Genomic DNA, 26,131 nt, shown 5'->3' on the forward strand with positions numbered 1-26,131 from the left:
CCCCTGACTAAAAATAGTGGATTAATCCCCTATTTGCCATCCCGATTCATAAAAGATAATCTGCAAGCGCTTCACTATTCTTCGCCACCGGTCATTCTCTTTACCCGGCGGCTTCGGCAACGGTGATCTAAGCTCGCGGGTGATCTATGCCTTCAAGAAAGTCCAGTGGCAACAGAACGATCGGTCCGTCGTACTCCTGTTTTTGTGACAAGGCGAAGGCTCAGTACGCGAACCGCCGCATCAGCGCCGATCTGTCGCGGCGGGGTTTCGTCGCCGGGATGGCGGCGTCGATGCTGAGTCTCGTGATACCCGGTCTCAGCGAAGCTCAAAGCGTCCCGCCGCCGGCCGCGCCGGCCAAACCGGTGATCTTCACCAACTTCCGGCTGTTCGACGGCAAATCCGCCGCCTTGCGCGACGGTCTGTACATGGTGATCGACGGCGACAGCATCGGCCAACTGAGGCAGGGGCAACCGCCGTCGACCGACAACAGCACGGTGATCGACTGCCGCGGCATGGTGATGATGCCCGGCCTGATCGACATGCACTGGCATTCGCTGCTCGCCGCGCTGCCCATCGCCACGATTCTCCAGGCCGACATGGCCTTTGTTCACCTCGCGGCGAGCGCCGAGGCCGAACGCACGCTGCTGCGCGGCTTCACCACCGTGCGCGACGCGGGCGGCCCGGTTTTCGCGCTGCAACAGGCGATCGACGCCGGCCTGATTTCGGGGCCGCGCATCTATCCGTCCGGCGCGATGATCACCACCACCGGCGGTCACGGCGACTTTCGCGCGCTGTCGGAATTCCCCCGCTCGGGCGGCCAGATCAGCGTCACGGAAAGGGAAGGCGCGACCGCTATCGCCGATTCGGAAGACGAGGTACGGATGCGCGTGCGCGAGCAGTTCGTGCAGCGCGCATCGCAGATCAAGATGGTGGGAAGCGGCGGCGTCTCCACGCCGCGCAGTCCGCTGGACATGCTGACGTTCACCGAACAGCAGTTGCGCGCCGGGGTCGAGACCGCCCGCGACTGGGGCACCTACGTGCTCGTGCACGCGTACACGCCCGAGGCGATTCAGCGTTCGCTGGCGGCGGGCGTGCAGTGCATCGAGCACGCTCATCTGATGGACGACAAAACCGCCGAGATGATGGCGAAAAACGGCACGTGGCTGAGCACCCAGCCGTTTGTCAGCGAAGAAGACGTCGCGCCGATCACCGGACCGGGCCGCGCCAGAATGGAGCAGGTGTTCGCCGGCACCGACAACATGTACCGGCTCGCCCGCAAGCACGGCATCAAGACGGCGTTCGGCACGGACCTGATTTTCTCCGCCGCGCTGGCCACGCGCCAGGGCGTCATGCTGAACCATCTCACGCGCTGGTACAGCACCGGCGAAGCGTTGCGGATGGCCACCAGCGCGAATGCGCAATTGCTCGCGCTGTCCGGTTTGCGTAATCCGTATCCGCGAAAACTGGGGGTGCTCGAAGAAGGCGCTTACGCGGATGTGTTGCTGGTCAACGGCAATCCGCTTGAAAATCTCGAACTGATTGCGAACCCGGATCAGAACCTGCGCGTCATCATGAAAGACGGCAAGGTTTATAAAAACACGCTACAGGTATAGCTGGAAACAGACCCGGCGGCGAGGCACTGCCCCGCCCGACGCCGGGTTCTAGAAACCCGCCTCCCGCTGCACGACTGCGATCAGCGCGCGAATCGCGCGTCCCGCGTAACTTTCCCTGCCTGCGCCCAACGTGACCGTTCCTTCGAGTTCGCGGTCCAGCGTGCGGCCGTTTTCGCAGTCGCCGATCCGCACCTGCCACGTCGCCTGCAACGGCACGATCTGATGCGTCCGCGGGTCCTGCTCGGCGGGAATGGGTCCGCCATACACGCTTGCCACCGACGGTTCGTCGAGCGTGCTCACGTTGACCTTGTCGACCGCCTGCACCTTGCAGGTGATCGGCCGCAGTTCGGTGAGCGACGCGATAAACACCGCGCGATCGCCGGTCGCGATGCGCGTCACCTCGTTTTCGTCGACGTATGCATCGCCCTTCACGCCCACCGGCCCCACTACGTCGAACAGATGCTCGCCGCGCGGCAGCCAGGTGCCTGGCGCGAGCGCGTCGCCGGGAACCTGCAACGTGCCCGCGAACGGCGCGCGGATCGTCAGTTGCGCGATTTCGGCCTGCAAACCGGCGACGGTCTGACGGGCCGCGTCCCAGCGCTTCGTCAACGCCACGCCCTGCTCCTTCAGCCGGTCGTCGAACGATTGCTGTTCGACCTGCCAGCGCAACATCGCCTCGTCGGCCTGCGCGCCTTTTAGCCGGGACGCCAGATCGGGCGACACCATCACGGCGAGCACGTCGCCCGCATGAACCTGCTGGCCGTCGCGAGCAGGCGCAGGCGCCGACGCGAGGTATCCCGCCGATACCGCGTACAGCCCCTGCGCCTGCTGCGGTCCCAGCACCGCAGGCGCGCGAACGCCCGCATGCCACGGCAGCACGACGATGCCGATCAGCAGCGCGGCGAGCCAGGCGGTGCGCCGGGTCTGTTTGCGCCAATGCAGTTCGACCCGGCGCTTCCAGCATTCCGATGCCTCGCGCACCACCGGCCGCGCGATAAACCAGCCGAATTCGACGAAGAACAACGCGATCCCCAATACCTTGAAAAATGCGTGATACACGACCAGCGCGATCGAGAAAAACACCACCAGCCGGTACAGCCACGTCGCAAACGAAAAGCCGATCAGAAAGCGCCGCCGCGTCGGCGCGAACGGTTCGGGTTGAGGATCGCCGAAGCCGAACAGCCATTCGCGCAGCCACCATCGTCCGAGTGCGAACGCGCGGTCGTGCAGGTTCGGCATGTCGAGCCAATCGGACAGCAGAAAGTAGCCGTCGAAGCGCATGAACGGACTGGCGTTGATCGCGAGGGTGCCGACCCAACTGGTGGTCGCGAGCAGGAACGCGCCGGCCTTCAGCGGACCGTCGGGCAGCAGGCTCCACGCGAGCGTCGCGAACGCGGCCAGCGCGATCTCGCTCAGCATGCCCGCCGCGCCGATCCGCAAACGCTGCGCGCGGCCGGGGACTTTCCACGCTTCGGTGGTGTCGGTGTAGAGCACCGGCAGCATCACGAGAAACGCAACGCCCATGGTCGGTACGCGGCAACCGTAGCGCTGCGCAGTGAACGCATGCCCGAATTCGTGCAGTACCTTCGCGCAACCGAGCGCGATGCCCACCGCGACAACGCCCTGCCAGTCCGCGTAGCCGTGGAACGTGTGCAGAAATTCGTCCCAGCGGCGCGACACGAGAAACAGGCCCGCCACCGCGCAACTGGCGACCACCGCCCAGAACGCGGGCCGGTATGCGAACGACGCAAAGCGCGCCGCGCGCCGCAGAAAAGCCATCGGATGCCACAGCGGAATGCGGATCATCAGATAGTGCTTGAGGAGCCACATCGCCTGACCCAGACGCCCGGCCTCGGCATGCGCGTTCAGATGCGCGGTGTCGGCCGCGCTTTGCGAGACCAGCAGATTCTGCTGACGCAGCATGCGCAGCAGCGCTTCGATATCGTCGAGCGAGACGGTCAGCGTGGTGTCTCGATTCACGCTCGCGACGATCGCCGCGGCGTCGTCGAGCGCCCAGCGCGACAGCAGTTCGAACGCGGGCCAGCCGAGCTGGAAGAAACGGTTCGCGGCGGGGTCGTGCAGCATCCACGTCGGCGCGCCTTCGGTGGACGGCGCGCCGGCGGTCAGCGTCAGTTCCTGACGGAGTTGGGGAAGTCGGGCCATGAAATACGTCCGTGGATTACCAGCCCAGCCACTGCCGCGCGAGCGTCAATGGACGGCGCAGCACGTAGTAGCACAGCGGCACCCAGTTGCCGTGAATCCGCGCGGTGCCCATCGCGCCGAGCGGCGGCCGCGCATTCGCCTGCGCATCGCTGAAAGTGGCCCGCACGCGATAGGCGAGCACGCCGTCGGGCGTCGGCTCGGCGCGATAGGCGACCGAATCGATCCGCGCGTCGTAAGTCGCGAGCGGCGAGCTTTTCGGATACAGCGTGATGATCTGGCCGGGCTTCACATCGACGTTATCGGCGACCGGCACATACGCGGTCAGTTCGACATGTGCGGGGTCGGCCAGCAGCAGCATCCGTTCGCCGACCGCGACCGACTTGCCGGTCAACTCGTTCGGATCGGCGAATACGGCGACGCCCGCGCGCGTCGCGCTGACGCTCACGCGCGCGAGTTGCGCGGCGGTGTAGTCGAGCTGCACGGCGCTCTGATCGAGCTTGCCTTTGCGCTCGGCCATGTCGAGGCGGGTGTGGTCGTCGGTGACGGCCAGCTGCGCCGTCTGCCGATACTCTTCCTGCGCCGTATCGAAGTCTTTTCGCGCGACCGCGTAGCGCGATTGCAGCGTGGTCGCGTCCAGACCGAGCAGCGGCGTGCCGCTTTTGACCGGCTGATTCGGCTGCACGTACAAACGGTCGATCACGCCATCGAGCGGCGCGCGCACCACGAACGGATCTTTCGGCGTGACTTCGGCGGGCGCGAGCACAGTCAGGCGCATGGGAATCACGCACAGCACGGCCAGCCCGATCAGCAGGCGGCGCTGCAGCTTGCCGGGGCGCAGCACCGCCCGCGCCCGTTCGAGCCACGACGGGCGCGGACCGAACGCCTCGAACGCATGCGCCCAGACCTGCGCGAGTTCCGCGAGCAACGCGTAGTCGGTGGGCGTCCACGCGGCATCGCGCGCGAACACGAGGCCGCCGAGCGGATGGCCGTGGCGATCGGTCAGCGGCAACCACAAACCGTGCGCGGGCCACCATGCGTCCCACTCGTCGGCGATGTGCGGCGCGTCCTCGCGCAGATCCGCCGCCGTGAACGCATGCGGCTGCGAGACCGGCGGCACGTCGATGCCCGCTGCGGTGCCGCGCGACAACGCGCGGCACAGTCCGCCGAGCCACTGCACGTAAGGCGCGTTCGGATCGCTTTGCGGCAGCCCGGAGACTGCCGCCACCGTGCCGGGCGCGGTGCCGCGCCACCAGGCCGCCTGCCGGTACGGAATCAGCGAGAGCGTCTCGTTGACCACCGTAAAGCCGAGGATCGCCTCGCTAGCCGCGCTGCGGGCACGCGACGCGAGCTGCCACAGCAACGCGAGTTGTTGTGCGTCGATGCGCACGTTGCTTTGCGCGGCGGCTTCTTCGGCGGCCGGGATATCGGAAGTGGGCGTCATGGCGCTTACCGCGTCGCGAAAGTGGCCCAGCCGCTCATGCCGGGCAGCAGTTCCGGCACGCTGCCGGTGAGGGCCGCGGTCACGTCGACGGTCTGCGTGACCGGATCGACACGCGCGCCGATGCGCGCCACTTTCGCCGGATAGGTCCTGCCCACTTCATCCACCTGCACGCTCAGCGCGTGACCGGGCTTCAGCCAGACTAGCCACTTCGACGGCACGATCATCTTCAGTTCGAGATGGCTCGTGTCGACGATCGTCAGCAGCGGCTTGCCCGCTTCCGCAAATTGCTGCGGCGCGGCCGAGCGCTTCGACACGCGGCCGTCGAACGGCGCGGCGATCACGCATTTGTGTACGGTCGCCTGCATGTAGGCGACTTCGGCGTTGCTTGCCTTGAGTTTCGCGGCCGCCTGCTGCACTTCGAGTTCGCCGACCGAATGCAGTTGCGCGAGGCGCTGGTCGACCTGCAGCAGATCGCTGGCCGCGCCCGCTTCGGCTTGCGACTTGTGCAACTGCGCCGCGTACAGCGAGCAATCGAGCGACACCAGCGTTTGACCCGCGCGAAACGAATCGCCGTCGCGGAACGGCAGCGTGGCGATTTTCGCGGCGATTTCGCTCGACAGATCGACCTGATCGCGCGACACCAGTTGAATGCGGATACGGCCTGCGTCGCCGGAAAGATCCGGCTGCGTGGCGGCTGCGACCGGCATCATGCCCGGCGCGGGGGAGGCAGCCGGTGCGGTGGGAGGAGCAGCAGGCGGCACGGCGAGCGCCGTCTGCATGGAGAACAACATCGCTGCCATTCCAACTACGCCTGCCAACTGCCTGACGACCTGATCTGCGAACTGCGACAACTTCATTGCGTCTTCACTCCGGTTGCTGAGTTCGTGGTGGCCGTGGCAGTGGTGGCCGTTGCGGCAGTGACTGCGACCGCACCGGCCGCGTCGGCAGCGGCAGGCGTGCTGTTGGGACGGCCCAACGCGTCCCAGCGCTGCTGTTCTTCGTCGATCGACTTTTGCAGCGACGCGAGGTCGTGTCCCTGCACCGTGTCGGGCACCGGGTCCAGACCGAGCGTGGCGAGCAACTGGCCGTACGCGTTTTCCAGCTCGCCGTAGCTCTGATACAGGCGCAACTCGGACATCATCGCGCCGGTTGCCGCGCGGATTTCATCGAGCTTGCCCTGCGCGTTTGCCTGCGTCGCGTTGTGCGTATGTTCGAGAATCTGCTGATCCACGTCGTTCATCTGCTTGAGCAGATCGAACTGGCGCTGCTTCGCGCCCAGTTCCGTCCGCGCGACGTGAACCTGCGTCAGCACCGCCATGCTCAGCGCGAGCCGCTGCGTCTTCGCCACTTCGAGCTGCGCGCTCGCCATGCCGCGAATGTTCTTCACGTTCAGCAGATTCAGCAGGTTCCAGCTCACGCTGATACCGGCCGCCCGCCACGCGTTGTAGACCAGGAAGCTGTTGCTGTCGTAATGCGTGCCGAGGCTGAACTCGATCCCCGGCAGCATCTTCGCCATTGCCTTATGCGTCTCGTTGACGCTGATCCGCTCGTTGTAGCTCGCTTCGACCAGTTCCGGGCGGCGCTCCAACGCGGTTTCTTCCATCTTCTCCATCGGCATGTCGAAGCTCGGCGCGGCGAAGTCCTGAGGCGGCGCGAGCGTGTAATCCTTGCCCGGCTCCAGGTTCATCAGCGCCGCGAGACGCGGTTTGGCTTCGTCGAGCTGATCGCGGATTTCTTCGAGCTGGCGCATCAGATCGAGCAGCGCGTGCTGATAGTTCAACGTCTCCATCGGCGCGCGCAGGTTCTCCTTTTGCGCCTGACGCGAATCGTTCAGCGCCTGGCGCGCCTGGTCGAGCAACGGCCCGATCCGGTCATGCAGACGCTGCGCGCCGGTGGCTTGCCAGTACGCTTCGCGCACCTGCTGCATCATCAGTTGCACGACCTTGCGGCGGCGCTGTTCGAGCACCAGCACATGGTCCGCCTGCTCTTTCGCCTCGTAGTAGCTGACGCCGAAGTCGAGCAGATTCCACGAGAACGAGAGATCGGCGGTGCGCTCGTTCTTGTCCGTCGAATACGACGGCGCGAGCGATTGCTCGTTGGTGAACACGTTGGTCGACGACGACGCGAGCGGATGATTGCGCGTCGTATAACCGGCTTGCGCGGTGAGCTTCGGCAGCAGGTCGAAATTCGACAGATCGAGTTGCTTCTGCGCCAGCGCCTCTTCCATCATCTTCAGCCGGTGGTCGAGGTTGTAGCGAATCGCGCGCGCCATCGCTTCGTCGAGCGTGATCGGACCCGACACCGCCTGCTGCTGCGCGAACATCGATGTGCGATCGGTTTGCGCCGTCTGCGTGCGTTCGGCGTCGGTGAAAGGGACCGGCTTGACGGCGCAGCCCGACAACCAGATCACGGCAAGCGACAGGGCCAGCAGCGCAGGACGCGGTGTACGCACCGCAGCGATCGAGATGTTCACTTCGGAGGCTCTCTTCTTCAAGGTTATGGGAGCGGGAAAAAATCGTGAGTTCATGCGACGCCCCGGCCAGCCGTCTCTGCAGCGGAAGGCAGCGTGGCAGCGTGAGCAACCGGGGGACGCGTGACATGCAGCGACGCGTGCGCGCGGGCGAACTGCTCGGCAAGCGAAGGCTTCGCGGGCGTGACGGCGGCATGCGGCGCGTGGGTGGCGGGCGTGGCCTTCACCGGCGCGCGCGTGGCGCCATGAACCGCACCGTGCGACGTGGAATCGCGAGTCGTGCCGAAATTGATGGCGACTTCACGGCGCGTCTGATGACCCGCCGCATCGCTCGCGATGATCGCGATGGCCAGCGCGCCCTGATTAGCCGGGACCTTGCCGCTCAACGTGCCGCGCACCGGGTCGTAGTGCAGCCAGCCAGGCAGCGGCCGGCCGTCCGCGAGACGCAGTTCGACATGCGCGTCCGTGCCGACCGGCAAGCCTTCAGCTCCGCCGAGCATGACCGGCAGCGACACCGAGAACGGCTGGTTCGGCGCGATGTCGAGGTGCAGCGCGAGGTTCGGCAGATCGAGCGCGAGCGGCGCGGCCTGCGGCGCAGAAACAGCCTGCAGATTCTCCACCGAGGTTTGCGACAGCGAGCCATAGCGATGTGCGGCGCCACCTGCGCCATTGCTCGCGCCGAGGTCGCCGAAGTTGTCGGCGGTGAAGGTCGACGTGTGGATCGCCGGGATCGAGCCGATGTCCGGCGTGTCGGCGAAGATGTCGAGCACGATCAGCGGATTCGAGATCGAGTCGCCGAGATTCATCGGGAACGCGACGATCGAATCGGGCGCATTCGCGAACGGCGACGGCGCGTTTACCGGCGTGGCGCTGCCGCTGCCGCTGCCGTTGTCGCTGCCGTTGCCGATAAACGGCGAACGCGGCGGCAACGTGGTCGGCGTGGCCGGATTCGGCGGAGCCCCGGTGGCCGACACGGTGGTCGGCGCGGCGGCGACGTTCACCGTACGCGTGACCACACCGCTCTCTTTGCCGTCGACGGCGATCGCGAAGCTGATCGTCCGGGTGCTGCTGGTGACTTCGGCGGCGGTGTCCGCGTAGGTCACTGCTGCGAGCGCGGCCTGCCATTGCGCGAGGGTCGCCGTGTTGCCCGCCGAGGTCAGCGTCAGCACGCCCGTGGCGGCGTCGTAGCTGCCGCTGATGTTGCCGGTCGCCGCGCTGCTGGTGAACGCGAGCACGTCGTGGCCCGGCTGGAAATTGCCGCTCACCGACACGAGCGCCGACGACGGATGCGCGCTCGCATCGGCATCGCTGATCGAGATGCCGCCGTCGATCGCGACCGGCGTTGCGCCCGCGCCGCTCGCCACGAAGGTCGGCGTGCCGCCGGTGCCGCCGACGATCGTCGGCGTTTGCGTGGTCGCGCTGAGGTCGATCGCTTTCGTGCTGACCGCGCTCGATTTGACGCCGTCGTTGACCGTGAAGCTGATCGTGCGTTGCGTGGTATCGGGTGTGACCGCCGTGTCGGTGTAGGTGACCGAGCGCAAGGCGGCCTGCCATTGCGCGAGCGTTGCTGTGTCGCCTGCGGAGGTCAGCGTCATGACGCCGGTTGTCGCGTCGTACGACGAGGTGATGTTGCCGAAACTCGTTGCGTTGTTGTTCGTGAACGCGAGTTGATCTTCGCCCGCGTGGAAGCCGCTCGTGATCGCCACCGTCGCTGAAGCCAGCGTCGTGTTGTCGAGGTCGGATACGGTGATACCCGTGTCGATCTCAACCGGCGTGCTGGCGGTGTTGTCGCCCGACGCGAAACTCGCGTCGCCGGTTGTGGTGGTGACGAGCGGCGTTTGATCGGTCGCCGTCACGTCGAGCGCTTTCGTGCTGACCGCGCTCGATTTGACGCCGTCGTCGACCGTGAAGCTGATCGTGCGTTGCGTCGTGTCGGGGACGACCGCTGTGTCGGTGTAGGTGACCGAGCGCAGTGCGGCTTGCCATTGTGCGATTGTTGCTGTGTCGCCTGCGGAGGTCAGCGTCATGACGCCGGTTGTCGCGTCGTACGACGAGGTGATGTTGCCGAAGCTGGTCGCGTTGTTGTTGGTGAACGCGAGTTGATCTTCGCCCGCGTGGAAGCCGCTCGTGATCGCCACCGTCGCCGAAGCCAGCGTCGTGTTGTCGAGGTCCGACACGGTGATGCCCGTGTCGATCGCCACCGGCGTGCTGGCGGTGTTGTCGCCCGAAACGAAACTCGCATCGCCGGTCGTGGTCGTGAGGATCGGCGTCTGATCGGTGGCCGTCACATCGAGCGCTTTCGTGCTGACCGCGCTCGACTTGACGCCGTCGTTGACCGTGAAGCTGATCGTGCGCTGCGCGGTGTCGGGCGTGACGGCTGTGTCGGTGTAAGTGACCGAGCGCAAGGCGGCTTGCCATTGCGCAAGCGTGGCCGTGTCGCCCGCTGAGGTCAGCGTCATCACACCGGTTGTCGCGTCGTACGACGAGGTGATGTTGCCGAAGCTGGCCGCGTTGCCGTTAGTGAACGACAGAACATCCTCGCCCGCGTGGAAGCCGCCCGTGATCGCCACCGTCGCCGAAGCCAAGGTCGTGTTGTCGAGGTCGGATACCGTGATGCCCGTGTCGATCGCAACCGGCGTACTGGCTGTGTTGTCGCCCGATGCGAAGCTCGCGTCGCCGGTCGTGGTCGAGACGATCGGAGTCTGATCGGTGGCGGTCACATCGAGCGCCTGGGTGCTGACTGCGCTGGATTTGACGCCATCGTTGATAGTGAAGCTGATCGTGCGTTGCGTGGTATCAGGTGTGACGGCCGTGTCGGTGTACGTCACCGAACCCAATGCGTTTTGCCATTGCGCAAGCGTTGCCGTGGCGCCCGCCGACGTGAGCGTCATCACGCCGGTCGCTGCGTCATACGACGCGACGATGTTGCCGAAATTCGCTGCGTTGTAGTTCGTGAACGACAGCACATCCTCGCCCGCGTGGAAGCCGCCGCTGATCGCCACCGTCGCCGAAGCCATTGTCGTGTTGTCGAGATCCGACACGGTGATGCCCGTATCGATCGCAACCGGCGTGGACGCGCTGTTGTCGCCCGCGACGAACGACGTGTCGCCGCCCGATGTGGTCAGTATCGGCGTCTGATCCGTGTCCGCGATGGTGACGGTACTCGTCACCGTCGCGCTCGATTGCGTACCGTCGTCGACAGTGAAGCTTATCGTGCGGGTCGCGGTGTCGGGCGTGATGGCCGTGTCCGTGTAGGTCACCGAACGCAGCGCCGCCTGCCACTGCGCGAGCGTCGCCGTCCCACCCGACGAAGTCAGCGTCAATACCCCCGTCGCCGCGTCATAGCTGCTGGTGATGTTGCCGTCTGTCAATCCGTCGTTGACGAACATCAGCACGTCTTCGCCCGCATGAAAGTTGCCGGTGATCGACACTGTCGCCGACGCGAGCATCGCAGTCAAAGGATCGCTGACGGTGAGGCCGCTATCCACCGCGACGGGCGTGGACACCGTGTTGTCCCCGGCGACGAACGCCGCGCTGCTGCCCGACACGGAGACGATTGGCGCCGAACTGACCACGTCGATGTCGTACGAAACCGCTGCGCTGGTGCTGGTGCCGTCCGACACCGTGACCGACAGCGTGCGCGTGCCGAGGGCCGCGCCGGCCGAGGTCGAGAACTGCACGCCGTCGAGAATCGCCTGCATCTGCGCCAGCGTCCTCGGCCCACCGCTGACAATCAGCGTGCCCGTCGCGCCGTTGAACGAAACCGAGAGACCCGAGCCCATCGTCGCCGCGACGTAGTTCAAGGCCAGCAGATCGCCGTTATGGAAGCCGGACGTGAACTGGATGGTCGCCGTGGTCAGGGTCGTATTGTCGGCATCGCTCAGCGTGAGACCGCTGTCGATGTTCTGCGCCGATGCTCCCGAAATATAGTTCGCGCCGCTGGTCGATGCGCTGACGATCGGCGTCTGGTCGGTGGCGGTTACCGTGACGGTTTTCGTGCCGGCGGCGCTATCCTTGATGCCGTCGTCGACCGAGAAGCTGACGGTGCGCGTTGCGCTGTTCGGCGTGATGGCCGTGTCCGTGTAAGTCACCGCACGCAATGCCGCCTGCCATTGCGCGAGCGTCGCCGTCGCGCCAGCCGAACTCAGCGTCAACACCCCCGTCACGGCGTTATAGCTGCCGGTGATGTTGCCCTCTGTCACTCCATTGTTGACGAACATCAACACGTCTTCGCCCGCATGGAAATTGCCGGTGATCGACACCGTCGCCGATGCGAGCGTCGTGTTATCCAGATCCGACACCGTGATGCCGGAATCGACCGCCACCGGCGTCGAGGTGGTGTTGTCGCCAGCGACGAACGAGGTCGAGCCACCCGACGTGCTCAGCACCGGCGTCTGATCCGTATCCGCGACGGTGACCGTGCGAGTCACGGTCGCGCTCGTTTTTGTGCCGTCGTTGACGGTGAAGCTCACCGTGCGTGTCGCGCTGTTCGGCGTCACGGCCGTGTCCGTGTAAGTGACCGCCTGCAGCGCCGCCTGCCATTGCGCGAGCGTCGCCGTCGCGCCAGCCGAAGTCAGCGTCAATACCCCCGTGGTGGCGTTATAGCTGCCGGTGATGTTGCCCTCTGTCACTCCATTGTTGACGAACATCAACACGTCTTCGCCCGCATGGAAATTGCCGGTGATCGACACCGTCGCCGACGCGAGCGTCGTGTTGTCCAGATCCGACAACGTGACGCCGGAGTCGATCGCCACCGGCGTCGCCGGCGCATTGTCGCCCGCGACGAACGAGGCCGAGCCGCCCGACGTGCTCAGCACCGGCGTCTGATCCGTATCCGCAATGGTGACTGTACGCGTCACGGTCGCGCTCGTTGCCGTGCCGTCGTTGACCGAGAAGCTCACCGTGCGTGTCGCGCTGCTCGGCGTCACGGCCGTGTCCGTATAAGTGACCGCGCTCAACGCCGCCTGCCATTGCGCGAGCGTCGCCGTCGCGCCAGCCGAACTCAGCGTCAGCATGCCCGTCGCCGCGTTGTACGACGCGGTAATGTTGCCGAATGTCGAGGCGCTGACGTTCATGAACGACAGCAAGTCTTCACCCGCATGGAAGTTGCCGGTGATCGATACCGTCGCCGAAGCCAGCGTCGTGTTGTCCAGGTCCGAGACGGTGATGCCGGAATCCACCGCCACCGGCGTCGACAAAGCGTTGTCACCTGCCGCGAAAGCGCTCGATCCGCCCGAGGTGGTCAGGATCGGCGTCTGATCGGTATCCGTCACGCTCACCGTGCGGGTCGCGATCGGGCTGCTGTTGCTGCCGTCGTTGACGGTGAACGAGATCGTACGGGTCGCGCTGTTCGGCGTGACCGCTGTGTCGTCGAAGGTAATCGAGCGCAGCGCGGCCTGCCATTGCGCGAGCGTCGCGTGCGACACCGAGGTCAATGTCAGCACACCAGTGCCGCTGTTATACGAGCCGGTGATGTCGGCCATCGTCGCCGGGTTGTTGACGAACAGCAGCAGGTCCTCGCCTGCATGAAAGTTGCCGGTGATCTGCACCGTCGCCGACGCCAGCGTCGTGCTGCTGCCGTCCGCTACGGTCAGTCCGCTATCGATCGCGACCGGCGTCGACGCAACATTGTTGCCCGCGACAAACGCAGCCGAACCAGTGTCCGTGGTCACGACCGGCACTCCGATCACGGCGACGGTTTTGGTCGCAATTGCGCTGGTTTTGGTGCCGTCGTTGATCGAAAAACTGATGGTGCGCGCACCGCCAGGGCTGCTGACGCTGGACGAGAACCCGATTGAGTCGAGCGCCGCCTGCCATTGCGCGTCGGTGGCCGAGCCGGTCAGCGTCAGCGTATGGGTACTGCTGAGGTATGCCCCGCTGATGTTGCCGTACAGAGTCGCGTTGGCGGTGAAATTCAGTATGTCGCTGGTGCTGGCGTTGCCGATCGTCACCGTGGCGATGGCCTGATGGGTCGAGTCGCTGTCGGAGATGCTCAAGCCGCTGTCGATCGTGACGGAGGCTGCGCCCGCCACATAGCTGGTCGAGCCGCCAGTGGTGCTGACGATCGGCGTCTGATCGGTATCGACTACCGTGACGTTGCGCGTGGCGGTGCTGGTCACGCCCGCGACGTCGGTGATCGAGAAGTTGATCGTGCGGATGGTGGCATCCGGCGTGATCTGGGTATTGGTGAAAGTGACCGATTCGAGCGCGCTCTGCCATTGCGCGATCGTCGCAGAGCCGGTCAGCGTCAGCACGCCGTTGCTGTACGCCCCTGAGATGCCGTTCATGGCCGTGTACAGGAGTTCGTCGCCGGTTTTGAAGTTGCTGATCGTAATCGTGGCGGACTGCGCCGTGGCGGAGGTCGAGTCCGTCAGCGTAATACCCGCATCCACCGCGACCGGCGTCGAAGCCGTGTTGTCGCCAGCGGTGAAGGTGGCGTTGGTGGAGGTCGTCGTCAGCGACGGACCCACGTCGGCATAGACCAGGTGACCGAAGTCGGCGAGCAGATCTCCGCCGGAAATCGTGATGCTGTGGGCGTCCGCGAACGACGCATTCGTGGCCGACAGCGTCATCGTGACCGCCGTCATGATATTGTCCGTCTCGAGCGTCACGGCGTTAGCCGTATTGTTGTCCGCGACGATCGTGACGATACCTTGCGCGCCGGTATCGGATTCGATGTCCAGATCGATGCTCTGGAAATTGAACGGCGTATTACCCACGCGGGTGATGGTGACCGAGGCTAGCCCGAGTATCCCGTCCTGGTTGATCTGCAACGCGTTGCCGGCGCCGCCTTCATCCGTGAGCAGCCGCAGGTAATCATCCGTCGTGACAAACGTGTTGATGTTGATCGGGTTGCCGCTCGCATCCTTGAACGTGTAGATCAGGCCATCGAGCGTAAACGACGAGACGCCCCCGTTGACGTCACCCGTGGAGAAGCCCACCGCGTTCACACCGGTGTAGTTCTCGATCGTGGTGCCCAGCACGTGGTCGTAAGCCTGCTCGCTCGCCGCCGACAGCAGCACCGACGTATGCACGTCGCCGACCTGGTACTCGAGCGTCCAGTCGCCGCCCACCGCTGTCGAGCCGGTCAGATCGGTCGACGCCGCGACGTTCAGATGAGTGAGCGCGGCGACCTGCTGCACGAGCGCCTGACCGTCGGCCTGTTCGGCGACGTCGCAGCCATAAATCAGGAAGTCGCCGCCGGGCGCCATGGCCGCGCCGATGGCCGCGAGGTCGCCGCTATATTCCGCAATGTTGCTGCTATTGAGCCACGCGGCACCGGCTTGAATCTCGCCGTCGGAGCCGTGAGAAATCAGATGAATCGACTGAATGCCCTGATGCGTTTGCAGATACTGCGCGATCTGCGCGAAGCCGTCCGTGTCGGCATTCAGCACGACATACTGGGTGCCGGCCGGTAAGCCCGCGATCAGCGCCTGGTAGTCGGTGACACTCGGGTCGATGAACACGACGGCATGCGCGGCGGCTGCGGCGCTCGGATCGGTCACCGCAGCGGCGGCGGCGTCGGTCTGAACCGTTTTCTGCACGGCGACGTCGGTGCCGGTCTGGGTGGTCGACTGCGTGCCTGCAGCGTCGGACGAAGTCGACGGCTTGCTGTTGCGGGCCGCGCCGTCGCCGCCTGGTTTGGCATGCTGCACGTCATGTTCGGCGATCGTCTTCGGCGCGGCGTGCACGGTCGCATCGGTCGATGCGGCGGCGCCCGCATGCGTTTGCGCCTCGGCGCCATGGTGATGCGAAGCCACCACAGCAACCGACGCGTCGTAGACCACGCGCGGTTCGAGCGCCATCAGCAACGGCGCCGGTTTCACTGTGACACCGGAGGATTTGCCACGCATGCCGACGCGAGTGTCGCCCGCATTGCACGCGTTACGCGCGTCATCAAAACGTTTGAAAAGCTGCTGGATGATCTTCATGACACACGCTCCACCGGGCCGCCGTTGCGCCCTACTGTTGACCGGTTGTCCTAACCGGTTTCTACTGCGGCCGCCAGATCGTCGCCGGTTGGGGGGCGATGCGGCGGCCGGGACCACGACTACGCTTTCGTGCTGCTGCCTGCGGCATTGCTTCGCCGCTTACCGCCCGGATTACCCGCGCGTCGGGAAAACGCCCTGTAGCGCGATGCAGAAGTTCAGACCGACGTACGGATTACGCAGCGGCATCGGGAGGCCGGAGCCGGCCATCCCGACCGGCACCGTCGTCTGCGGAAACGGCACGGTGGCGTTGAACGGCGCGAGCGTCGTATTCGGCGTGGTCGTGTTGTAAAGATCGGAAGTGCGGCCGCCCGTGCTGACTTCGCCCAGCACAGTCGTGGGCCCCGGCGCCACCACGCCGCCCGTCGCCGCCGTCGAGGCCGGAACGGACACCGACGTCGTCAGTGACATCGGCGGAATCACGGCCGGGTGGGTATGCATCGGCAACTGCGCGCCCGTCATCGTGAAGCTTTCAGCACCGGCGAACTGACCCAGCTCGATCGACGACAGTCCCGCACCCGTGCCCGTGCCGACCGGCGAGCGGCCGGCGAGGTTCGGCAGGCCGAACGTCGCCACGCCGTTACCGCCGTAGACCGTGCCGAGCAGCGAGAACAGCGCCTGGTTTTGCGCCAGCGGCAACAGTTGGCCCTGGCACAATGCCCAGCCATAGGGCGCAAAACTGAACGCCACCATGCGGATTTCGCCCATATACGGATCGCTCATGTACAACTCCTGAAGAAACAGCCGTGAGAGAGGGGAACGAGGTTGTGACTGCCCGCCATCGGTCTCATGCGCGGCCTGGATCGATGGTCTCGGGAGACGCGGTTTCGCGCGGCTTCGCGCAATGAATCACGATGCACATCGTGCCGACGCCACTGGCGGCGGGACGCGTGGGCGTCGCGAGCAGATCCCAGGCGGCGCCGTTCGGCGCGCTGACGCGGTACGTGTCTTGAGGGAGCCGGACACCGGCCGGTAATTCGAAGTGGGCGGAATAGCAGAGGAAATCGTCGTCCATCGGCGTCCCGGCGGGCGCCGAGATCAACCGGGATTCAACGGTGCCCACGCTCGCGCTGGCGAACGTAAACGTGCGACCGACCGCCTCGGTCAATTCGGCGTGACTTGGTATGACTGACAACCCGCCCCCCGGCAGTTAGTCCAGATCGCTCGTAATGCCGGCGCATTAATCGCCGTGCCCCGTCGACTGAGTGTTTTTGGCCTTCAATACGCATATACGGCGCATGCCGTTAAAACTTGATGCTTTTTTGAGCACATTTTGGCGGGCTTGATTCACCCTGCCAAATTGCGTTTTCTATGGCCGCCCGCTCTTCCGGCACTTATAAACCGGCAATGTTCGCCGGTTCGCCGTCGAATGGTGCGGCCTTGCGGCACATTCTCTCGTATATGCCGTTTTTACCCGTTTCGATGAAACCCAGTCGCTGGTAAAGCGTTTTCACCGGATTGGCCGTCTCGACGTAAAGCGTTGCCGTCAATCCGTTTTTCGCCGCCTGCGTCACCATGGCCCGCATTATGTGTGAGCCGATTCCCGCGCCACGAAAAGCCGGTAACAATGCAATATCAATAATGCGTAATTCATCGGCGCCCGTATAGTGATAAAGCCGCCCAACCGCAACATCCGCCTTTGTCACAATGTCGAAACGCGCACCGGGATAGTGACGTCTGTAATAGCTGTCCTGCATGTCAAACTGACTGGAGAGCAATGCGAGAATCTCCGCTTCGCCCCAGCCAGAGCGGGAAAACTCCTCGGTCCGCGTGCTAATGAATACTTCCCGCAGAAACTCACGGTCTTCTGGCGTGGCGGGACGCAGGCGCAACAATTCGCACTCCATCGCCGAGTCGCGATTGAGCGAGTCAGCATATGCAATGTTCATGAAAATCTTACAGGTTATTGATTAGATAAATGTCGAGCCGATCGTAACGGGTTGGCTTTATCGACGCAATCACTAATTAAAGCTTTTGCGCGAGGGATTACCCTGGCGAATCGATAATTATTGAAGTCGAGGAGAGGAAAATACTCGAATGACGAAATAATGACCGAAAGCATATAGAAAGTTTTATCTTGATTGGGCACGTTGCGTGCACCACGAATCTTTTAAAAAAGCCGTTTCTTTTATGTAAAAACGCATATTTGCCGTGTCATGCACGATTAATACAACGTCCAATACGGCGCAATTAAAGAAGCACGACCGGTTTAATATGCTGAGTGACTGAACCAAAAACTCCGCACCTATAAATGCAAATCGAATACGAGTCCATCGGTAATGGCTAACTCGACAATTCCCCGTTTAGCCAGATGCTTCGTTCCGGGCGGGTCTGGCGTTTGCGAATGACATGGCCGCGTCTGTCGCGCACGGTCGGATAACCGGTGTGCGTTGATTGCTACAGTCTTCCGACAAATCGCCACTCAACAACAACGTCCATGCGCAATCTCGATTTCAGTTCCTGGCAAGCCCTGCTCTCCACACTCCTCGGCCTCGCTGTGATCACGCTGATCGGCGTCGGCGTCCGCCTGCTGTTGATGCAAACCGTGCAACAACGGCGCGAGCGCGAAAACCGGCAGATCAACGAACGGCTGCGCACGCTGATCGCCGCCTATAAAACGCTCGGCGGTTCGTTCACCGGCAACCTTGCCGTCGATCCCACTCATCTGCGCGACCTGCGGCGAGCGTCGATGGCGGTGCCCGCACCCGCGCAAGCCGCCCTCGATGCCGCCGCCGACACCGCCGCGCTGCATAGCGAGCCGTCGTCGGAGGCAAGCGATCCGGGAGGCTCGGACCGGTCGCGGCGCATCCGCGACGCCGTCGAAGCGGCCCTCGCGGATGTCATTCTCCTCGGCACCGAGGAGCAGGTGCGACTCGCCACGCAAGCCGCCGTCGAGATGACGCAGGGGCGAACGATTCATACGGCGGAGCTGGTGGTGTCGTTGCGAAATTTCATCCGCAAAGTGCTCGATCTCGATCCGGTTCCGCGTGGCATGCCGATTCCGGCTCAGGGTCCCGCGCGACCTTCCGGCGGCGCGAAAGGGAAAGACGGCGGGGGTGGAGGCGGCGAAGGTGGAAAAACGGGCGGCGGGGGTGGAGGCATGGGAGGTGGCGGTGGCGGTGGCGGTGGCGGTGGCGGTGGCGGTGGCGGTGGCATGGGAGGCGCAGGTTCGCTGGCGCACGGTTCCTCGCATCATCCGGACGACAACGACGTGTCCCAAGTCTGACGCACCTTCGCCGTGGCTACCGTCGCCTGACTCCATCGCGCACGCCTACCGCCCGTTGTTTTTGCGTCACGCTCCGACCGCTCCTAATCGATCCGGTATTTTTGTTTTCGTTGCGTCGCAGCATGGCAAATGTATAATCCGGGTTAATACCTAGGCAATTACCCGAGAGATACCACCATGAGCAGCGCCGTTGCCGCACTTCTGACCCAATCGAACTGGTTTGCACGTTTCCGCGCTCAATGCGCTCACGCGTGGCAATTGCACCTGCGTACCTGCGAAATGGTCGCCGAGTCGCGCCGCGATCTGTTCTGAGTATCGTCGCTGGCTGATCGGCGGTTGCGCAATGCAGCCGCCGTATTTGTTTTACCCTGCACCAACGCGTGAATCACCTGAAGGCTCTGCCCTTCACGGTTTCGACTCGCGCCGACAAACCCCTCTCGTCTTCGTTGCCCCATCGTTGAATCGCCGCGCTTTCACAGCATGCCGGGGCGAAACAGGTGTCGGCGGCTGATCGTTTTGCCGGATACCGTGAAGACGCCATCCCCGGTGTAGTGGATCGTTTCCGGGAAATCCGGCCGCATGGCTACCTGCGCGCTCACGACTTCGAAAACGAAGAAATTGTATTTGTCGATCAACGCATCGTCGTAAAGGCGGCACGCGAAATTGGCGTGACACTCGGCGATCAGCGGCGCACTCACACCGTCGGCGTCGAGCGCCGTCAGCCCGAATTCCGCGAATTTGTCGATCTCCGCCCCCGATGTATTGCCGATCTTCACGACGGTATCGGTCAGATGCGTGGTCGGCAGATTGATGACGCATTCGCGGCTTTGACGAATCATCTCGAAGCTATGGTTGCCTGCGGCGATCACACAGCCTACGAGCGACGGCGAAAACTCCATCACCAGATGCCAGCCCATCGTCATGATGTTGGTCCTGTCGCGCCAGCGGGACGACACGAGCACGATCGGGCCAGGTTCGAGATAGCGGCGTACGCGTTCGACGGGAAGGTTCTGTTTGGTCGAGGTCTGGGGCATGGTTGAAAGCTCACGTGATGGGCAATAAGAACGATTGGAACCCGCTTCGCATCAGCACCTCTCCATGCAACTCCCGGGCCCGCAACCTGATGCTGAACCACGTCCACGCAAGGCACACCGCTTGCTGAGAACTGCTGCGGCACTCAGCGCGGCCGCAACGTCGTTTTGCACGTTGCGTTGACGGGAGGATTTGCACCATGCACCGACTCGAAATCGGTATAGCGTCGCATCCAGAAACCAGATTGCATGATTCGCGCAACCGCCCGGCGCCCGATCTGCGTGGACAATTTCCCTGACCCCGCGACAGGCTCCCCGCCGTGGAATCCACTCGCGCGCTCGAGGCGCTCAACTTCTTCATGGCCGACGTCCAGGCGGGTCTCGGACCGTTCATTGGCGTATTCCTTCTATCTCGCGGATGGGCCGCCGACGCCATCGGCTCCGTCATGATGCTCGGCGGAATCGCGGGCATGATCGCGACGGCCCCGTCCGGCGCGCTGGTCGATGCCACCAGGCATAAGCGGGCCGTCGTCGTCGCAGCCGGGTTGATGACCACGTTCGCGTCGCTCGCGCTGTGGGTCTCGCACGGCTACTGGATGATCGCCGCGTCGCAGGTTGCGGGCGCGGTCACCGGCGCGGCGCTCGGTCCTGCGGTGGCCGGGATCACGCTGGGGATAATGCGTCAGCGAGGTTTCGACCGGCAGTTCGGCCGCAATCAGATGGCCAATCACGCCGGCAACGTCACGGGCGCGGCGCTTTCCGGCTGGCTCGGCTGGCGCTTCGGATTCGGCGCGGTGTTCGCGCTCGCCGCGCTTTTCGGCGCGCTGACCGTGCTCACGGTCCTGATGATCCCGGCCCGCGCGATCGACCACGACAGCGCTCGCGGACTCGCGCCGCCATCCGCTGACAATGCTGCAGACGCTCAACGACCCGGTGGCCTGCGCATCGTGCTCGGGAACCGGCCGTTGTTGCTGCTGGCCGCGTCGCTGGCGCTGTTCCATCTCGGCAACGCGGCGATGCTGCCGCTCTACGGCATGGCTGTCGTCACCGCTCATCAGGGCGACCCGAGCGCATTCACCGCCGAAACGATCGTGATTGCGCAACTGGTGATGATCGGCGCGGCGTGGCTGGCGCCCCGCCTGATTCAATGGCGCGGTTACTGGACGACGATCTTCATCACGTATCTGGCGATGCCGGTTCGCGGGATGGTCGCGGCTGCACTGATGAGCGCGTGGGGCGTATGGCCGGTGCAGATTCTCGACGGCATCGCGGCGGGACTGCAGAGCGTCGCCGTGCCGGCGCTGGTCGTGCGGCTGTTGCAGGGCACCGGCCGGGTGAACGTCGGCCTGGGTGCCGTGATGACGGTCACGGGGATCGGCGCGGCGCTCAGCCCCGCGTTGGGCGGCGTGCTGGCGCAGCGCTTCGGCTACGCGACCGCCTTCGTCGCACTCGGCGCGGTTTCGCTGGGATCGCTCGCACTGTGGCTGATTTTCAGCCGCTCGGTGAGGCACGCGTGCCGCGCCGAAACTCAAACGGCGGAGCCGTCGGCGACGCGCGAAGTCGCGCTGCGGCATCCCGACTGATCGCATGGCTGGTCTGTTTTTCGCTCGACGACACGCCGTCCGGCCCGCGCCAAAAGTACGGTTATGCGTAAATCGATCTTAACTTTCCGCGCGAAAGGCCGTTGTACTAGCTGAGCCAAGGGTCGGCATATTGAAAGCTTTCAGCGGAAGTCGACAGTCCGCAGGACGCATAATGTGCGCGGGAACTCCGGTCATCCGGCGGAAGCGTTTTCGCTTCGACGACAAAACTACAACAACAAAAGCGCTATCAATCAGGAGCATCATGACCCGCCGATTGCCGAGTGAGGATGAGACACAGTTTGCGCTCTGGACGTTTAACCGTGGTCACGGCCCGCGCGCCAACCGGCGCGTGCTCGTGGCACACAAGGACAGGGCAGTGGGCGAATCGATTTCGATGCTGCTTCGCCTGAAAGGACTAAAGGCCACGTTTGCCAACGACCGCGAGCGCATCGATCAGCTGATCCAGTCCGAGGTCCCGGCGGTGATCCTGCTGGACACACGGCTGGACGAAGGCCCCGGCTATGAATTGACGCGGCGGTTGCGCGCCGAAACGTCCTGCGACGATCTGCTGCTCGTTGCCATGAGCAATTTCGCTCCTAGCGAGCCGATCGAAGATCTCCGGCGCGCGGGTTTCGACGGTCACTTCAGACGCCCGTGCGAAACGTGGCGGGTGATCGACGTTCTTGTCACGTTCCTGGAATACAGTCATTTATCCGGTCGTTAGCTGAAGTGCGCCGTGCGGGTTAATGAGCGAACGTCTGGTTGCTCGCACCTTACCGACAGACCGGCTCATCGGCTGCCGGCGAAATTGACCGTCAATGGGACCGCGTTACGCTCTCCCGCCCCAAACTCCAGTTGCTTCCGGTCTCCGGGGACCCAACGCAACGCGGCATCGCCAGCGCGTTCTGGACGCGCGAAACTTAGTGCACAGCAATGAAAAGCGAACTCATCGAAGACCTCGTCACCGTTTCCACGGACCTCTCGCCGGACGCCATCTTCCTCGTGAATGAGCAGGGGCGGATCCGCCACGTCAGCGCTGCGTGCGAAGACATTTTCGGTTATCTGCCGGGCGATTTCGTCGATCAGTTCATCATCGATTTCGTCGTGCCGGCCGATCAGGACGCCACGCGCAAGGAAGCGAAAGAGGTGCTGGCCGGTCGCAAGCGGGTTGGTTTCGAGAATCGTTACCGGCACAAGAATGGCAGCGACGTCTACATCACATGGGCGGCCCGCTGGCTGGAGAACGAGCAATTGCGTGTGGGTGTCGCGCGCGACGTGACGGAACTGCGCCGGCGGGACCCCGTGCCTGCGGCGCTGCTGTCCATGCTTGCGCCGTACGAGCGCAAGGTTCTCGAACTGCTGCTGACCGAAGCGACTGAAAAGCAGATCGCGGAAAGACTCGGGTTGGCCGCCTCCACCACGCATTCCTATATCACCGGAATTTTTCGCAAATATGGCGTGCGGGGACGTGCCGGTTTGATGAGCCTGTGGCTCAAGCATTTCTCTAACGGGATTGCGCAGACAGGCAACAAATAGACACGTTAGCTGTCACGCGCGCGGTGCAAAACGGCGTCAGTGAGCGATAGACGGGCAGGAGGCTGAATGCTCCAGACGGGCAGACGCATTCAGACCTCCTTACGTGAGCCAACAAACTCGCCCACGCGCCTCTCAAACACGACTGCACCCGCTTCTCATGGAGCGGGCATTGTGGATGGCCTCACCGAAGTGAGGTCCACTGTTTTCGCATGCGATTGTCCGGCTCGTTTTTAGGTCTCTCAGGCGCTAGCTTCAATCGTTTTGGGCACAGTCAAGTCCGCATGCAGCGGCGGATGTTACGCGAAATGACATATCGGCCATACCCTGCTAATCAGAGGGGTGGTCGGCGGATTCAACGGGAAACGCGTGGCTCCTGCAACAAATGTCACGCGTTGCTCCGCCCTCGCCTGCATCACCCGTCGACCATTTGCCGGACTCTTGCCGCAAACGTTTCGAGAGCGAACGGCTTGGTCATGACCTGCATGCCGGGTTCGAGATGTCCGTTACTGATCACCGAATTCTCCGCATAGCCGGTGATGAAAAGCACTTTCAGATCAGGCCGCGTCTGCCGCGCGGCGTCCGCCATCTGACGTCCGTTCATTCCGCCCGGCAGGCCCACGTCGCTGACCAGCAGATCGACCCGGATATTCGACTGCAGCAGCTTCAGGCCGGCCACGCTGTCGGCTGCTTCGATCACCGTGTAGCCGAGTTCTTCCAGCACGTCGGTGATCAGCATGCGCACGCTCGGCTCATCGTCGACGACGACCACTGTCTCGCCCGCTTCGGTGCCCGGGACCGGCGACGCAAAATGATCCACGCCCTCGCCGCCGACATCGCCATAAAAACGCGGCAGGTAGATGCACACCGTCGTGCCCTGCCCGACTTCCGAATAGATCCGCACCTGGCCGCCGGACTGTTTGGCGAAACCGTAGATCATCGACAGCCCCAGGCCCGTGCCCATGCCGATCGGCTTGGTGGTGAAGAACGGATCGAACGCCTTGCCGATCACGTCGGCCGTCATGCCGGTTCCCGTATCCGTGACGCACAACGACAGATACTGGCCTTCGGGCATGTCGTGGCTGCGGGCCGCGCTGCCGTCGATCCACTTGTTGGCCGTTTCGATCGTGATGCGGCCGCCGTTGGGCATCGCGTCGCGGGCGTTGATGCACAGGTTCAGCAACGCGTTTTCAAGCTGTCCCGAGTCGACCAGAGCGGGCCACAGCCCGGCCACGCCGACCGCCTCGAGCCTGATTCCAGGCCCGACAGTACGTTGAATGAGATCGGTCATTCCGTTGACCAGCGCGTTGACATCGGTCGGCCGCGGGTCGAGGGTTTGTCGGCGGGAAAACGCGAGCAGCCGATGCGTCAACGCCGCCGCACGACGCACCGCGCCTTGCGCGGCCACGACGTATTTGTCGACCTCCGCAACGCGACCCTGGCTCAGCCGGATACTCAGCAATTGCAGCGAGCCCGACACGCCCGCGAGAAGATTGTTGAAGTCGTGCGCGAGCCCGCCGGTCAACTGGCCGACGGCTTCCATCTTCTGCGCCTGGCGCAATTGCTCTTCGGCGCGCATCAATTCGCCGGTGCGTTCGATCACGCGTTGCTCCAGCGTGTCGTTGAGCGCGCGCAGCGACGCGGCGGCGCGATCCCGCTCTTCTTCGACGACCCGGCGTTTTTCGACATCGAGCAGCACGCCCGGAAAACTCAGCGGCGTGCCGTCCGGCGCATGATCGACGCGACCGTTCGCTTCGATCCAGTAATAGCGCCCGTCCGCGCGACGCACGCGGTATTGATGCGCGTAGTTCCCGCCACGTTCGATCACCTCGCTGATCGCCGCCGTGAGGCCGTCGCGGTCGTCGGGGTGGACGTTCGCGATCACCTGCGCGAGGCTCAGGCCGTCGCGGCCTTGCGCGGGATCGAGGCCGAACACGTGCGCGAAGGCTTCGTCGACGGTAAAACGATCGTTCGGCAAGTCCCAGAACCAGGTGCCGATAATCGCCCCGGCCGCGAGCGCAAGCTGCACGCGCTGGCTGTTTTCGCGGGCGAGCGCTTCGCTCGTGCGCAGTGCTTCGTCCGCTTTTTTCCGCGCCGAAATATCGCGGAACAGCACCGATACCCGTCGCAGGTCCGGCGGCTCGACACGCGCCGCCGACACTTCGATGTGACGGCCGGCAGTCAGAAAATATCGCTCGAAACGCGCGGGTTCTCCAGTGCGCAGCACGCCGCCGTAAAGCTCGATCCAGCGATCCGCCTCGGTCGGATCGAGCTCCCGCAAGGTCTTGCCCACGATGTTCGAAATGCCGGTATGGCGCTCGTATCCGGGATTCGCTTCGACATGAACGTAGTCGCTGAGCGGACCATGCGGGCCGTCGAAAAATTCGATGATGCAAAAGCCGTCGTCGATCGCATTGAAGAGCGCGCGATAACGTGCCCGCTCGGCCTCCGCCGACTTCGCCACGCGGCGCAATTCGAGCGCGGCCATGGTTTGCCGCGCGAGAACGCGCAGCGCCTGCTCCTGCACGGCGTCGAGACTGCGCGTCTCATAGTCGAGCACGCAGAGTGTGCCGATCGGCAAGCCTTCATCCGTTTTCAGCAACGCACCGGCGTAAAAGCGCAGATGCGGCTCACCGGTGACGAGCGGATTGCCGTTGAAACGCGGGTCGGTGGTCGCGTCGGGCACATGGAGAAATTCTTCCTCCAGCAACGCCTTCGCACAAAACGAGCTTTCAAACGGCGTTTCGCGGACGCCGAGTCCGACCTCCGCCTTGAAAAATTGCCGTTGATCGCCGATGAAATTCACCACCGCGATGGGCGCGCGGCACAGCGCCGCCGCCAGGCTCGCGATTTCGTCGAAGGCTCGTTCTCGGGGGGTGTCCAGCACGTCAAATCCGGCGAGAGCGGACAGGCGGCGGCTTTCGAAATCCAGGGGCTTGTTCATCCGGCTGATTCTTGTTCATTGTTCGATCTGACGCCGCGCGGCGGCGGTTGTCAGTGCTGCGCTGAGGGCGCGGATAAAACATAACACAGGGTGCGCCTGCTGATTGTGCGGACGAAAACGGTTGATGAAATGGGCAGGC

16 protein-coding genes are annotated in these 26,131 nt (G+C 64.0%); 6 read left to right on the forward strand and 10 right to left on the reverse strand.

The window, feature by feature from the left end; translation table 11 throughout:
• Positions 1-146: 146 nt before the first annotated feature.
• On the forward strand, positions 147-1,613 hold the full coding sequence (locus tag ABH945_RS27040; protein ID WP_429252566.1) for an amidohydrolase family protein: 1,467 nt from the start codon (positions 147-149) through the stop codon (positions 1,611-1,613).
• Positions 1,614-1,661: 48 nt separating this feature from the next.
• On the opposite strand, the gene ABH945_RS27045 is transcribed toward ABH945_RS27040, so the two are convergent.
• From ABH945_RS27045 to ABH945_RS27080, 8 genes are all read right to left on the reverse strand, one after another.
• Positions 1,662-3,776, reverse strand: coding sequence for an HlyD family efflux transporter periplasmic adaptor subunit (locus ABH945_RS27045; protein WP_429252567.1), 2,115 nt, complete (start codon positions 3,774-3,776; stop codon positions 1,662-1,664).
• Between the two features lie 16 nt (positions 3,777-3,792).
• Positions 3,793-5,217 (reverse strand): efflux RND transporter periplasmic adaptor subunit, encoded by a 1,425-nt coding sequence (locus ABH945_RS27050; RefSeq protein ID WP_429252568.1) that lies wholly within the window; start codon positions 5,215-5,217, stop codon positions 3,793-3,795.
• A gap of 5 nt (positions 5,218-5,222) precedes the next feature.
• On the reverse strand, positions 5,223-6,074 hold the full coding sequence (locus ABH945_RS27055; protein WP_429252569.1) for an efflux RND transporter periplasmic adaptor subunit: 852 nt from the start codon (positions 6,072-6,074) through the stop codon (positions 5,223-5,225).
• Positions 6,071-7,744, reverse strand: a complete 1,674-nt coding sequence (locus ABH945_RS27060; protein ID WP_429252570.1) for a TolC family protein — start codon at positions 7,742-7,744, stop codon at positions 6,071-6,073. The genes ABH945_RS27055 and ABH945_RS27060 overlap by 4 nt, the downstream gene beginning before the upstream one ends.
• Entirely contained in the window at positions 7,741-15,618 is a 7,878-nt protein-coding gene (locus ABH945_RS27065; protein WP_429252571.1) for a DUF4347 domain-containing protein, read from the reverse strand. Before ABH945_RS27065 ends, ABH945_RS27060 begins: the two co-directional genes overlap by 4 nt.
• A gap of 171 nt (positions 15,619-15,789) precedes the next feature.
• Positions 15,790-16,398 carry a phage tail protein gene (locus ABH945_RS27070; RefSeq protein ID WP_074767194.1) on the reverse strand — a complete coding sequence of 203 codons (609 nt, stop codon included), beginning with the start codon at positions 16,396-16,398 and terminating at the stop codon, positions 15,790-15,792.
• A gap of 64 nt (positions 16,399-16,462) precedes the next feature.
• Positions 16,463-16,810 (reverse strand): DUF6916 family protein, encoded by a 348-nt coding sequence (locus tag ABH945_RS27075; protein ID WP_074767191.1) that lies wholly within the window; start codon positions 16,808-16,810, stop codon positions 16,463-16,465.
• Positions 16,811-17,009: 199 nt separating this feature from the next.
• Positions 17,010-17,564 (reverse strand): N-acetyltransferase family protein, encoded by a 555-nt coding sequence (locus ABH945_RS27080; RefSeq protein ID WP_429252572.1) that lies wholly within the window; start codon positions 17,562-17,564, stop codon positions 17,010-17,012.
• Between the two features lie 548 nt (positions 17,565-18,112).
• Here ABH945_RS27080 and ABH945_RS27085 point away from each other — a divergent pair.
• Both ABH945_RS27085 and ABH945_RS27090 read left to right on the forward strand, forming a co-directional pair.
• Positions 18,113-18,901: a hypothetical protein gene (locus tag ABH945_RS27085; protein ID WP_429252573.1), complete on the forward strand. Its 789-nt coding sequence runs from the start codon at positions 18,113-18,115 to the stop codon at positions 18,899-18,901.
• A gap of 177 nt (positions 18,902-19,078) precedes the next feature.
• Positions 19,079-19,213 carry a hypothetical protein gene (locus ABH945_RS27090; protein ID WP_290439523.1) on the forward strand — a complete coding sequence of 45 codons (135 nt, stop codon included), beginning with the start codon at positions 19,079-19,081 and terminating at the stop codon, positions 19,211-19,213.
• A gap of 161 nt (positions 19,214-19,374) precedes the next feature.
• On the opposite strand, the gene ABH945_RS27095 is transcribed toward ABH945_RS27090, so the two are convergent.
• Positions 19,375-19,935 carry a flavin reductase family protein gene (locus tag ABH945_RS27095; RefSeq protein WP_429252574.1) on the reverse strand — a complete coding sequence of 187 codons (561 nt, stop codon included), beginning with the start codon at positions 19,933-19,935 and terminating at the stop codon, positions 19,375-19,377.
• Between the two features lie 317 nt (positions 19,936-20,252).
• Between ABH945_RS27095 and ABH945_RS27100 the strand changes: the two genes are divergently transcribed.
• From ABH945_RS27100 to ABH945_RS27110, 3 genes are all read left to right on the forward strand, one after another.
• Positions 20,253-21,515 carry an MFS transporter gene (locus ABH945_RS27100; protein ID WP_429252575.1) on the forward strand — a complete coding sequence of 421 codons (1,263 nt, stop codon included), beginning with the start codon at positions 20,253-20,255 and terminating at the stop codon, positions 21,513-21,515.
• A gap of 262 nt (positions 21,516-21,777) precedes the next feature.
• Complete coding sequence (locus ABH945_RS27105; RefSeq protein ID WP_429252576.1) at positions 21,778-22,239, forward strand: response regulator; 462 nt, start codon at positions 21,778-21,780, stop codon at positions 22,237-22,239.
• Positions 22,240-22,448: 209 nt separating this feature from the next.
• Complete coding sequence (locus tag ABH945_RS27110; protein ID WP_074767182.1) at positions 22,449-23,051, forward strand: helix-turn-helix transcriptional regulator; 603 nt, start codon at positions 22,449-22,451, stop codon at positions 23,049-23,051.
• A gap of 412 nt (positions 23,052-23,463) precedes the next feature.
• On the opposite strand, the gene ABH945_RS27115 is transcribed toward ABH945_RS27110, so the two are convergent.
• Positions 23,464-25,992: an ATP-binding protein gene (locus ABH945_RS27115; RefSeq protein WP_429252577.1), complete on the reverse strand. Its 2,529-nt coding sequence runs from the start codon at positions 25,990-25,992 to the stop codon at positions 23,464-23,466.
• Positions 25,993-26,131 lie beyond the last annotated feature (139 nt).

It is taken from the genome of Paraburkholderia sp. GAS333 (assembly GCF_050435665.1).
Lineage (GTDB): Bacteria > Pseudomonadota > Gammaproteobacteria > Burkholderiales > Burkholderiaceae > Paraburkholderia > Paraburkholderia fungorum_A.